The 12,428-nt window shown below is 56.4% G+C and carries 11 protein-coding genes and 1 pseudogene; all 12 read right to left on the minus strand.

Features of this window, described 5'->3' with window-relative positions; translation table 11 throughout:
* Positions 1 to 33: 33 nt before the first annotated feature.
* A complete protein-coding gene (gene atpA / locus RHM58_RS08220; RefSeq protein ID WP_008007884.1) occupies positions 34 to 1,578 on the minus strand; it encodes a F0F1 ATP synthase subunit alpha in 1,545 nt (514 codons plus the stop codon).
* A gap of 21 nt (positions 1,579 to 1,599) precedes the next feature.
* Entirely contained in the window at positions 1,600 to 2,136 is a 537-nt protein-coding gene (locus RHM58_RS08225; RefSeq protein ID WP_201199223.1) for a F0F1 ATP synthase subunit delta, read from the minus strand.
* 12 nt (positions 2,137 to 2,148) lie between these two features.
* Positions 2,149 to 2,619, minus strand: a complete 471-nt coding sequence (locus tag RHM58_RS08230; RefSeq protein WP_008027535.1) for a F0F1 ATP synthase subunit B — start codon at positions 2,617 to 2,619, stop codon at positions 2,149 to 2,151.
* 56 nt (positions 2,620 to 2,675) lie between these two features.
* Positions 2,676 to 2,933: a F0F1 ATP synthase subunit C gene (gene atpE / locus RHM58_RS08235; RefSeq protein ID WP_002555987.1), complete on the minus strand. Its 258-nt coding sequence runs from the start codon at positions 2,931 to 2,933 to the stop codon at positions 2,676 to 2,678.
* Positions 2,934 to 3,067: 134 nt separating this feature from the next.
* Positions 3,068 to 3,937 (minus strand): F0F1 ATP synthase subunit A, encoded by an 870-nt coding sequence (atpB, locus tag RHM58_RS08240; protein WP_201199225.1) that lies wholly within the window; start codon positions 3,935 to 3,937, stop codon positions 3,068 to 3,070.
* Between the two features lie 16 nt (positions 3,938 to 3,953).
* The gene (locus tag RHM58_RS08245; RefSeq protein WP_201196051.1) at positions 3,954 to 4,361 is read right to left on the minus strand and encodes a F0F1 ATP synthase subunit I; all 408 of its coding nucleotides are present in this window, start codon (positions 4,359 to 4,361) and stop codon (positions 3,954 to 3,956) included.
* 147 nt (positions 4,362 to 4,508) lie between these two features.
* Positions 4,509 to 5,381 carry a ParB/RepB/Spo0J family partition protein gene (locus tag RHM58_RS08250; protein WP_201196050.1) on the minus strand — a complete coding sequence of 291 codons (873 nt, stop codon included), beginning with the start codon at positions 5,379 to 5,381 and terminating at the stop codon, positions 4,509 to 4,511.
* A 9-nt stretch (positions 5,382 to 5,390) separates the two neighbouring features.
* Positions 5,391 to 6,188, minus strand: a complete 798-nt coding sequence (locus tag RHM58_RS08255) for a ParA family protein (RefSeq protein WP_201196049.1) — start codon at positions 6,186 to 6,188, stop codon at positions 5,391 to 5,393.
* Positions 6,189 to 6,206: 18 nt separating this feature from the next.
* Complete coding sequence (gene rsmG, locus RHM58_RS08260) at positions 6,207 to 6,851, minus strand: 16S rRNA (guanine(527)-N(7))-methyltransferase RsmG (protein WP_322270067.1); 645 nt, start codon at positions 6,849 to 6,851, stop codon at positions 6,207 to 6,209.
* Positions 6,848 to 8,740, minus strand: a complete 1,893-nt coding sequence (gene mnmG / locus RHM58_RS08265; RefSeq protein ID WP_201199228.1) for a tRNA uridine-5-carboxymethylaminomethyl(34) synthesis enzyme MnmG — start codon at positions 8,738 to 8,740, stop codon at positions 6,848 to 6,850. Before mnmG ends, rsmG begins: the two co-directional genes overlap by 4 nt.
* A gap of 549 nt (positions 8,741 to 9,289) precedes the next feature.
* A pseudogene (mnmE, locus tag RHM58_RS08270) lies at positions 9,290 to 10,658 on the minus strand (tRNA uridine-5-carboxymethylaminomethyl(34) synthesis GTPase MnmE).
* A 79-nt stretch (positions 10,659 to 10,737) separates the two neighbouring features.
* Positions 10,738 to 12,426 (minus strand): membrane protein insertase YidC, encoded by a 1,689-nt coding sequence (gene yidC, locus RHM58_RS08275; protein WP_322270068.1) that lies wholly within the window; start codon positions 12,424 to 12,426, stop codon positions 10,738 to 10,740.
* Between the last annotated feature and the right edge of the window lie 2 nt (positions 12,427 to 12,428).

The raw sequence follows: 12,428 nt of genomic DNA on the forward strand, positions 1-12,428 counted from the left end.
AGCAAGCGGGAGCCTTGCGGCTCCCGCTGCGGCTTACCAGGTTTGGGTGGCCTTGAACTTCTCGATACCGGCTTTCATGCCAGCGTCGATTTCGTCATTGAAGTCACCCTTCACGTTGATCTTCGCCATCAAATCGGCGTGATCGCGGTTGAAGAAAGCAATCAGCGCTTGTTCGAAGCTGCCGATCTTGGCGATTTCAACGTCAGTCAGGAACCCACGCTCAGCGGCATACAGCGACAGCGCCATGTCAGCAATCGACATTGGTGCGTATTGCTTCTGCTTCATCAGCTCGGTAACGCGCTGACCATGCTCAAGTTGCTTACGGGTCGCTTCGTCCAGGTCAGAAGCGAACTGGGCGAATGCCGCCAGTTCACGGTACTGAGCCAGAGCGGTACGGATACCACCGGAGAGCTTCTTGATGATCTTGGTCTGAGCGGCACCACCCACACGGGATACCGAAACACCGGCGTTCACAGCAGGACGGATCCCGGAGTTGAACATGGCCGATTCCAGGAAGATCTGACCGTCGGTGATGGAAATCACGTTGGTCGGAACGAACGCGGAAACGTCGCCAGCCTGAGTTTCGATGATCGGCAGTGCGGTCAGGGAACCGGTTTTGCCGGTCACTGCGCCGTTGGTGAACTTCTCTACGTATTCTTCCGAAACGCGGGATGCGCGCTCCAGCAGACGGGAGTGGAGATAGAACACGTCGCCTGGGTAAGCTTCACGGCCTGGTGGACGGCGCAGCAGCAGGGAAATCTGGCGGTAAGCCACTGCTTGCTTGGACAGATCGTCATAAACGATCAGCGCGTCTTCACCGCGGTCGCGGAAGAATTCACCCATGGTGCAACCGGAGTACGGTGCCAGGAATTGCAGTGCTGCAGATTCCGAAGCGCTCGCTGCAACGACGATGGTGTTAGCCAGTGCGCCGTTTTCTTCCAGCTTGCGAACAACGTTGGCGATGGTCGATTGCTTCTGACCGATCGCTACGTAGACGCAGAAAATGCCGCTGTCTTTCTGGTTGATGATCGCGTCGATCGCCAGAGCGGTTTTACCGATCTGACGGTCACCGATGATCAGCTCACGCTGGCCACGGCCGACTGGGATCATGGCATCGACAGCCTTGTAGCCAGTCTGTACAGGCTGGTCTACCGACTTACGCCAGATCACGCCTGGAGCAACTTTCTCGACCGCATCGGTCTCGGTGTTGTTCAGCGGACCTTTGCCATCAACTGGGTTACCCAGTGCGTCGACTACGCGACCCAGCAGTTCCTTACCAACCGGAACTTCGAGGATGCGGCCAGTGCACTTGGCGCTCATGCCTTCAGCCAGAGACTGGTAGGAGCCCAATACAACAGCGCCTACAGAGTCTTGCTCAAGGTTGAGGGCCATGCCGAAGACGCCGCCCGGAAACTCGATCATCTCGCCGTACATTACGTCGGCCAGACCGTGAATCCGCACGATACCGTCAGATACGCTGACGACAGTGCCTTCGTTACGGGCTTGGGAGGTCACATCGAGCTTGTCGATGCGGCCCTTGATAATTTCACTTATTTCGGAAGGATTGAGTTGCTGCATTGCTCTGCTGCCCCTTCAAACTCAAGATTTCAATGCTTCGGCAAGATTCGCGAGTTTGCCGCGAATCGAGCCATCGATTACCAGGTCGCCGGCGCGAATGATGACACCACCAATAAGGGCGGCATCCTCCGCAACTTGCAGGCGCACTTCCCGGTTGAGTCGTGCACTGAGAACCTTGGCGAGTTTGTCTTGCTGTTCTTGGTTCAATGCGAAAGCACTGGTGACTTCAACGTCTACCGATTTCTCTTGTTCGGCCTTGTACAGGTCAAACAGAGCGGCGATCTCCGGCAACAGCGGGAGACGGTCGTTTTCGGCAACGACGTGAATGAAGTTCTGTACCTTCACATCAAACTTGTCGCCGCACACGTCAATAAACGTGGCGGCCTTGTCTGCGCTCGTCAGTCGCGGGGCCTTGAGCACGCGCTGCATGGTGTCGTCTTGCGACACTGCTGCAGCCAGGCCGAGCATGGCTGACCAAGAGGCCAGTTGCTGGTGGGCCTGGGCGTGCTCGAAGGCTGCCTTAGCGTAAGGTCGGGCCAACGTGGTCAATTCTGCCATGATCGCCCTCGCTTAAATTTCAGCAGCCAGTTTGTTTACCAGCTCCGCGTGCGCGTTTTGATCGATTGTGGCACCCAGGATCTTCTCGGCACCGCCAACGGCCAGTGCACCCAATTGGGCACGCAGCGCGTCTTTGACACTGTTCAGTTCCTGCTCGATCTCGGCCTGAGCCTGGACCTTCACACGGTCAGCGTCGATACGGGCTTTTTCAACAGCCTCTTCAACGATCTGGTTACCGCGTTTCTTGGCTTGCTCAATGATTTCGGCTGCCTGAGCTTTCGCTTCGCGCAGTTGCTGACCCGCTTTATCTTGGGCCAGCTCCAGGTCGCGAGCTGCTCGGGCGGCAGCGTCCAGTCCATCCGCGATCTTCTTCTGACGTTCGTGCAAAGCCGCGATGACCGGAGGCCACACGAACTTCATGCAAAACAGTACAAAAATGAAGAACGCAACGGACTGGCCAATCAGGGTTGCATTAATGTTCACGCCAACACCTCGCTCGTTCGTTGCACATCACACCAATTACTCGAAGGTTCGAGTAATTAGCCAGCGAGTTGACCAACGAATGGGTTCGCGAAGGTGAAGAACAGAGCGATACCAACACCGATCATGGTTACGGCGTCGAGCAGACCGGCAACGATGAACATTTTGACTTGCAGCATTGGAACCATTTCTGGTTGACGCGCTGCGCCTTCCAGGAACTTGCCGCCCAACAGGCCGAAACCAATTGCGGTACCCAGTGCGCCCAGGCCGATCAACAGTGCAACAGCGATAGCGGTTAGACCAACTACAGTTTCCATCTTTCCTCCCGACTTTTACGTCGTATGGTTTAGGTTTTTTAGATTTTAAAGCGGTAAAACAAATCGTTTCATAAGCCCTGTTCGGGCACCCACTCGTTTGACCGAGTGGGACATCAGACTAGTCGAGACTGGTCTTAATGGTTCTCTTCGTGCGCCATCGACAAGTAGACGATGGTCAGCATCATGAAGATAAACGCCTGCAGGGTGATGATCAGGATGTGGAACACAGCCCACGCCCACTGCAGAACTACGCCCAGGCCGCTAAGCCAGAGCAGACCGCTGCCGAACATCACAGCAATCAGAATGAAGACCAGTTCGCCGGCATACATGTTGCCGAACAGACGCAAAGCCAGGGAAATCGGCTTGGCGATCAGTGTCACGAACTCCAGCAGGAAGTTCACCGGGATCAGCAGGGCTTGAACGAAGATGTTCTTGCTGCCGAACGGGTGCAGGGTCAGTTCGCCGATGAAGCCGCCGATGCCCTTGACCTTGATGCTGTAGAAAATGATCAGCGCGAACACCGACAGGGCCATGCCCAGGGTAGCGTTCGGGTCAGTGGTCGATACGGCACGGAACGGAATGTGCGCATCACCAGTGACAAACATGGCCAGGTGAGGAATCCAGTCGACCGGGATCAGGTCGATGGCGTTCATCAGGAAGACCCAGACGAAGATGGTCAGTGCCAGCGGTGCAATCACCGGGCTACGGCCATGGAAGCTGTCTTTCACGCTGCCATCGACGAATTCGACCAATACTTCAACGAAGTTCTGCAAAGCACCAGGTTGACCCGAAGTCGCCTTCTTTGCCGCCATGCGGAAAATCAGTACGAAGATCAGACCCAACGCGACCGACCAGCCGAGGGTATCGACGTGGAAAGCCCAGAAGCCCATTTCTTTGGCCTCTGCTGCGGTGTGAGCAAAGCCCCATCCGCCGTTAGGAAGATGCCCGAAGGTCAGGTTCTGCAAGTGGTGCTGGATATAGCCCGAAGCGGTTGTTTCTGCCATGGTTGCCTCAAACGCCCTAAGGTCTCGAAAGTCTTGTTCTCATCAGCAGGGGCGAAAACCAGCTGACCAGTTGGGTCAACACGAAGACGCCGAATACAGCTAACGGCGCCAATGGCTTTACACCTGCAAACGTCAATGCAAAGAGCACTGCCGTCAAAATCAGTTTGCCCGCCTCGCCGGCATAAAAAGACCGGACGATAGCTTGAGCTGCTCGGGCGCCGGAAAACCGAAATGCCCTATGAGCGAAATAAACATTGGGTAACAAGGCTATCAGGCCTCCGCAGAGTCCTGAGTACCCGGCAACGACTCCGTGCCATTGCCAGAGCGCCAAAGCGGCAATGAGCAAAACGACAAATTGAGCCATTAACACCGGAAAAACTGCCAGGCGATGGAACGGCAAGCGGTTTGGCGTGCGGGTTTCCATCACTTCTTCCCCCAATGGTCGGCTGCCAGAATTCAATAACTTGGCATAATTTGTGCCGACAAAATGCGCGCAGAGTATAGGGGCGGTTCAGCCCCTATTCAACTGTCAGGTAGTGATTTCCGACTGCGCGCTACATGAGGAAATGTTTCAGCGGATATGTGCAAGCACGCCTTGAAGCTCGTCGAGAGAGTTGTAACCAATCACCAACTGACCTTTGCCCTTCTTTCCGTGGCGGATCTGCACCGCAGAGCCTAGGCGCTCGGCCAGGCGCTGTTCGAGTCGAGCGATATCCGGGTCCGGTTTAACCGGTTCAGCAGGCTCTTGTTTACCCCCCAACCACTGGCGAACCAGTGCTTCGGTTTGGCGCACGGTCAGCCCACGTGCGACAACATGTCGCGCCCCTTCAACCTGTTGATTCTCCGGCAAACCGAGCAAAGCACGTGCATGACCCATTTCCAGGTCGCCGTGGGACAGCATGGTTTTGATAACTTCCGGTAACGCGATCAAGCGTAGCAGGTTAGCCACGGTTACCCGGGACTTACCCACAGCTTCGGCGACTTGTTGCTGAGTCAGTTGGAATTCCTGCTGCAAACGCTGCAGGGCAACCGCTTCCTCGATCGGATTGAGGTCTTCGCGCTGGATGTTCTCGATCAGTGCCATGGCGATGGCGGTTTCATCCGGCACATCGCGAACCATCGCCGGGATGGTTTCCTGGCCAGCCTGCTGGCTGGCACGCCAGCGGCGTTCGCCAGCGATGATTTCAAAACGACCGCCACCAATCGGGCGAACCACGATCGGCTGCATCACACCCTGGGCCTTGATCGACTGCGCCAGCTCTTCAAGCGCCTGAGGATCCATGTCTCGACGCGGCTGGTACTTGCCGCGCTGGATCAGGTCCAGGGGCAGGTGTTGCAACTCACGCTGATCGGCTTGTACCGCTTGCTCTTCGAGCGAGCTGACAGTCGGACCACTCAGCAGTGCATCCAGTCCACGTCCGAGACCTCGTTTCTTGACGGCCATGGGGATTCCTTAAGTTGCCTGAGCGGCGGCGGTGCGTGAGTTTTTGCGTTGACGGCGAACCACTTCGCCCGCCAATGCCAGGTAGGCGATGGCGCCGCGCGATGATTTATCGTACGCCAGCGCCGGCATGCCATAGCTTGGCGCTTCGGCCAGGCGGATGTTGCGGGGAATCACGGTGTCATAGAGCTGCTCGCCAAAGTGTTCCTTGAGCTGGGCCGAGACATCGTTCATCAGGCTCAGGCGCGGGTCATACATGGTCCGCAGCAGGCCTTCGACTTTCAGGTTCGGGTTCAGCAGTTCGGCGATGCGCTTGATGTTATCCACAAGGTCGCTCAAACCTTCCAGTGCGAAGTACTCACACTGCATGGGGATAATTACCCCATCGGCTGCGACCAATGCGTTCAGGGTCAGCATCGACAGCGACGGCGGGCAGTCGATCAAAATGTAATCGTAGTTTTCACGGATCGGCGCCAACGCACTGCGCAGGCGGCTTTCCTTCATCTGCATTTCCAGCAGAACCACTTCGGCCGCAGTCAAATCGCGGTTGGCCGGCAACAACTGGTAACCACCGTGTTCGGAGAAGTGCATGGCCTGGGCCAGGTCGCATTCACCGATCAACAGGTCGTAGACCGAGTTTTCCAGGCCGTGTTTATCCACACCGCTACCCATGGTGGCGTTGCCCTGTGGATCCAGATCGATCAACAGCACCCGGCGCTTGGTAGCGACCAGGGAAGCTGCGAGGTTGATGCAGGTGGTGGTCTTGCCCACACCACCCTTTTGGTTCGCTATCGCGAATACCTTAGCCATTCTTGCTTGTGTTCCCAATCATGCCGTGCGGCGCAGTATCAGCAGATGGCGTTGGCCTTGGCAACCAGGTACGGCCAGGGCGTGTTCGCTATCGAGGTGGAAGTCTGCCGGCAATGCTACCAGCTCATCGGCGGGATGAACGCCCTTCATTGCCAGCCAACGTGTATCGCGGTCGCCGAGGTGGCGAGTCCAGTTGCTGAAGTTCTCCATGCTGCTGAACGCCCGGGAGATGATCCCGTTGAAGGGCAGTTCTGGCCGGAATTCTTCGACGCGACTGTGGATAACTTGCAGGTTATCCAGTTTGAGTTCGAGTTTGACCTGGGTCAGGAAGCGGGTTTTCTTGCCATTGCTGTCCAGGCAGGTGACCTGGGACTCTGGAAACAGGATGGCCAACGGAATACCCGGCATGCCGCCACCGCTACCCACGTCCAGCCAACGACCGTTTTCGACAAACGACATCACGCTCAAGCTATCGAGCAAATGACGGGACACCATTTCGTCCGGATCGCGCACCGCGGTCAGGTTGTAGGCCTTGTTCCATTTGATCAACAGGGCCAGATAACCCAGCAGCAACGCGTGCTGGGTTTCTGTCAGTGTGACACCGAGCTGGCGAGCGCCTGTGGATAACTCTTCTGCGTGTTTCGAGGTGACCAACGAACTCAAGCGCTTTGCTCCAACTGACGGCCCGCGCCGCGTTTTTTCAAATGAATCATCAACAGCGAAATGGCTGCCGGGGTTACGCCCGGGATACGCGACGCCTGGCCCAGGGTTTCCGGACGGGTCGCACCGAGCTTGCTCTGGATCTCTTTGGAGAGACCGGAGATGTTCGTGTAATCGATATCCACAGGCAGTTTTGTATCTTCGCTGGCCCGCAGACGAACGATTTCATCCTGCTGGCGATCGATGTAGCCGGCGTACTTGGTCTTGATTTCGACCTGTTCTGCGACCTGTGGATCTTCTGCACCACCGCCAGTCACGGCGATCAGACCAGCGTAGTCGATTTCCGGACGGCTCAGCAGGTTGAGCAAGTTGTATTCGTGAGTCAGCGGTGTGCCGAACTTTTCGGAAATTGCATCGCCCTGCTCGGTGCCCGGGCGAACCCAGGTACTTTTCAGGCGTTGCTCTTCGAGATCGATGCTTTCGCGTTTCTTGCAGAACGCTGCCCAACGCGCGTCATCGACCAGACCGAGTTCACGACCTTTTTCGGTCAAGCGCAGATCGGCGTTGTCTTCGCGCAGGATCAGGCGGTATTCGGCCCGGGACGTAAACATCCGGTACGGTTCCTGGGTACCCAAAGTAATCAGGTCGTCGACCAACACCCCGATGTACGCCTCATCGCGACGCGGGCACCAGGCATCTTTGCCCTGCGCGCGCAGTGCGGCGTTGGCCCCGGCCAGCAAACCCTGGGCGCCGGCTTCTTCGTAACCGGTGGTGCCGTTGATTTGCCCGGCGAAGAACAGACCGCCAATGACTTTGGTTTCCAGGCTGTATTTCAGGTCACGCGGGTCAAAGTAGTCGTACTCGATGGCGTAGCCCGGACGAACGATGTGCGCGTTTTCCATGCCGCGGATCGATTGAACGATCTGCAATTGCACGTCGAACGGCAAGCTTGTGGATATCCCGTTCGGGTACAGCTCGTGTGTGGTCAAACCTTCGGGCTCGATGAAGACCTGATGGCTGTCCTTGTCGGCAAAGCGATGGATCTTGTCTTCAATCGACGGGCAATAACGCGGGCCAATGCCTTCGATCACGCCGGAATACATCGGCGAACGATCAAGGTTGGCAGCAATGATTTCGTGAGTCCGGGCGTTGGTGTGGGTAATCCAGCAGCTCACCTGTTTCGGGTGCTGCTCTTTGGAACCCATGAACGACATCACCGGGATCGGCGTATCGCCTGCTTGCTCGGTCATGACCGAGAAATCCACAGAACGACCGTCGATACGCGGCGGGGTACCGGTTTTCAGGCGACCAACGCGCAGTGGCAATTCACGCAAACGGTGAGCCAGGGCTATCGATGGCGGATCACCGGCGCGACCGCCGGAATAATTCTGCATCCCGATGTGGATAAGTCCACCGAGGAAGGTGCCTGTGGTCAACACCACGGAATCGGCGAAGAAACGCAGACCCATTTGGGTGACAACACCACGCACTTGTTCCTGTTCGACGATCAGGTCGTCGGCGGCTTGTTGAAATATCCACAGGTTGGGCTGGTTTTCCAGGGCTTCGCGGACAGCGGCCTTGTACAGAACCCGATCGGCCTGAGCGCGAGTCGCTCGCACGGCCGGGCCTTTACGGCTGTTCAACACGCGAAACTGAATACCACCCTTATCGGTAGCCATGGCCATCGCGCCGCCGAGGGCATCGATTTCCTTGACCAGGTGGCTTTTGCCGATCCCGCCAATGGCAGGGTTGCAACTCATGGCACCGAGGGTTTCCACGTTATGCGTCAGCAACAGGGTTTTTGCCCCCATGCGTGCTGACGCCAGTGCTGCCTCGGTACCGGCATGACCGCCGCCGATGACGATCACTTCAAAACGGGAAGGGAAATCCACCACGCACCTCGTGCCTGCTTAAGTAGGTAATTCAGGAATAGTTTGAGCCCGGTTTCTGGACCCGGTCGGCAAGTATAGGGACTTCGCCCTTCCTAAAGAACCCTTTGCACAAAATTTAACCAGCTGTGGAGAAGTCGGGGTTATAGAAATTAAAAAGAGAGAAATTTATTAAATCTTTGTTTTTATGTTTATTTCTACTGAGCACCATTTCTGTGGATAGATCTCTACAGGCCTTTACTTTCAATATGTACAGAGATTCAAAACCCTGTGGTCATGTGCCAAGGAGGCCCTTGGATAACCGGTTTAAGCCTGTGGATGAAAGGGGTGGTTATCCACAGAGGGGTTTATCTTCAGTTTTCAGGCCCTGTTATCAACTGCCCTTAGTGGCAGTTATTCACAGGGCTTAATCCACAGAAAAGCTTCGAATGAGGGAATTCCGGACACGGGAAATCCGCTCAAGCAGAAAAAATCTGCTTAGCACTCGGGGAAAGTTTCAGAAAAGGAGGGAACAGACAGGCGCGAATGGCCTGTCTGTGAACAGCGGAAGGACTATTTACCGATACAGAAGCTGGAAAAGATCCGTCCCAGCAGGTCATCGGAGCTGAAAGCACCGGTGATTTCGCCCAAAGAGTGCTGCGCCTGACGCAGATCTTCGGCCAATAACTCACCGGCACCCGCGAGCGTCAGCTGAGCTCGACCGTGCTCGAGGGACGCACTGGCATGTCGCAACGCCTCCAGGTGACGCCGGCGTGCGCTGAAGCTGCTTTCAGAGGTCTGCTCGTAGCCCATGCAAGTCTTGAGGTGTTCACGCAGCAACTCAAGGCCCTCGCCTGCCGACTTGGCACTCAGGCTGATGGTGACATGACCATCCTCACTGACTTCCAGGGCAATCGCTTCGCCCGTCAGGTCAGCCTTGTTACGGATCAACGTCACTTTGGCCGGGTCTGGCCGGGTTTCGAGGAATTCCGGCCACAACGCAAACGGATCAAGCGCTTCCGGGGCAGTGGCATCAACGACCAGCAACACCCGATCAGCTTCACCGATGGCTTTCAACGCACGCTCAACGCCGATTTTTTCCACCTGGTCATCGGTATCCCGCAGACCTGCAGTGTCGATCACGTGTAACGGCATGCCATCGATGTGGATATGTTCGCGAAGAATGTCCCGGGTGGTGCCGGCGATCTCGGTGTCGACGCCGCTTCACGACCGGCCAAGGCATTCAGAAGGCTGGATTTGCCGGCATTCGGCCGGCCGGCAATGACGACGTTCATCCCATCCCGCAACAAGGCACCTTGCCCGGCTTCGCGAAGGACTGTGGATAATTCATCGCGTACTTTGTCGAGCATGCTCAACACGTGGCCATCGGCGAGGAAGTCGATTTCTTCTTCCGGGAAGTCGATGGCGGCCTCAACGTAGATACGCAAACCGATCAATTGCTCAGTGAGGTTATGCACACGCTGAGAAAACGCACCTTGCAAAGAACGCAGGGCATTTCGCGCAGCTTGTGCAGAACTTGCCTCGATCAAATCGGCAATCGCCTCAGCCTGGGCCAGATCGAGTTTGTCGTTGAGGAAGGCGCGCTCGCTGAATTCACCCGGCCGGGCCAAGCGGCAACCGAGTTCCAGGCAACGCTTGAGCAGCATATCCAGCACGATCGGGCCACCGTGGCCCTGAAGTTCCAGCACATCTTCGCCAGTAAACGAGTTCGGTCCCGGGAAATACAGGGCGATGCCTTCGTCCAGCACCTCTTCGTTTTCGCTGAGGAACGGGCCGTAATGGGCATATCGCGGTTTCAGTTCACGACCGCTGATGGCTTTGGCCGCCACACTCGCCAGCGGCCCGGAAATACGGACGATGCCCACACCGCCGCGACCTTGGGCAGGGCGACGGCGGCGATGGTTTCACGAGGAACGCTCATAAACCGGTATCCAGACAAAAGTGACAGATAGCAAAACGCCCCACTAGGGGGCGTTTTGAGTGGTTATCCACAGAGTAAGTTACGCAGCGGCTTTTTTGGTAGCAGCTTCGATCTTACGCGTGATGTACCACTGTTGGCTGATGGACAGGCAGTTGTTGACCACCCAGTACAGCACCAGACCAGCCGGGAACCACAGGAAGAAGAAGGTGAAGATGATTGGCATCAGCTTCATCACCTTGGCCTGCATCGGATCCGGAGGAGTCGGGTTCAACCGCTGCTGGATGAACATGGTTGCACCCATGATGATCGGCAGAATGAAGAACGGGTCCTTGATCGACAGGTCAGTAATCCACAGCATGAACGGCGCTTGGCGCATTTCAACGCTTTCCAGCAGAACCCAGTACAGCGAAAGGAAAACCGGCATCTGCACCAGGATTGGCAAGCAGCCGCCCAGTGGATTGATCTTCTCTTTCTTGTACAGCTCCATCATGGCTTGGGACATTTTCTGCCGGTCGTCGCCATGTTGCTCTTTCAGCGCGGCCAGTTTCGGTGCCACTGCACGCATGCGCGCCATGGATTTGTAGCTGGCTGCCGACAGCGGGAAGAAAATCCCTTTGATCAGCATCGTCAGGAAGATGATCGAGAAACCCCAGTTGCCGACGATCGCGTGGATGTGTTGCAGCAGCCAGAAGATTGGCTGGGCAATGAACCAAAGAATGCCGTAGTCGACGGTCAATTCCAGACCTGGGGACAACTCTTTCAGCACAGCCTGGCTTTTCGGGCCGGCGTACAGAACAGCGCTGACTTCAGCTTTTGCACCAGGTGCAACGGTCAATGCCGGTGCGGTGTAGCCGATGATGTAGTTGCCTTTGCTGTCTTTACGGGTCTGGACGACGTTGCTTTCGCCCTTCGCCGGAATCCACGCGGTCACGAAGTAGTGTTGCAACCAGGCAACCCAACCACCGTTAACGGTTTCTTTCAGCTGACCCTTGTCCATGTCCTTCATGGACACTTTTTTGTACGGCTCGTTACTTGTCCACAGGGCGGCGCCCAGGTAAGTCGCGGTGCCAGTAGCAGTGCTGGACGAAGGATCGGAGCTGGCGTCACGCTTCAGTTGCGCGAACATCGCACCGGACCAAGGCTTGGCGCTTTCGTTGTCGATCAGGTAGGAAACGGTTACGTCATACAGGCCACGTTTCACAGTGAAACGCTTGATGTAGTTGACGCCGTCCTTGCTGAACTTCAGGTCCACGACCAATTGGTTCTGGCCGTCGGCCAGTTGGTAGATCTTCTTCTCCGAGGAGTAAACCGGACGACCGGTTGGACTTGCGTCCGGACCGTCGGTGCCGATCAAGCCGCTCTGGGCCAGATAAGTCCGCTCGTTGCCGTTATCGAACAACTGGAATGGAATTTCCGGATGGTCCTGGCGACGTGGATACAGCGGCAACGTCAACTGGGCAACATCCCCACCTTGTGGATCGATAGCCAGGTTGAGCACATCCGTTTTGATCTGGATGAGGTCTTTGCTTACAGCTACCGGAGTTTCAGTAGGTGCAGTGGCACTGGTATCGCTTGCAGCGCGTGGAATGTCGTCACTGACAGAAGCATTATTGCCAGTCGCCGTGTCCGGTAGGCCCGGTGCGGTAGTACTGGAAGCAACATTCTGAGTCGGCAGGGCAGCCTGGCCATAGTCCTGGTTCCATTTAAGAACCATAACGTAGGTCACGATTGCCAGGGCGACGATCAGGATCGTGCGTTTGATATCCATGA

The organism is Pseudomonas sp. 10S4 (genome assembly GCF_034344865.1).
In the GTDB taxonomy this organism is placed as follows: Bacteria; Pseudomonadota; Gammaproteobacteria; order Pseudomonadales; family Pseudomonadaceae; genus Aquipseudomonas.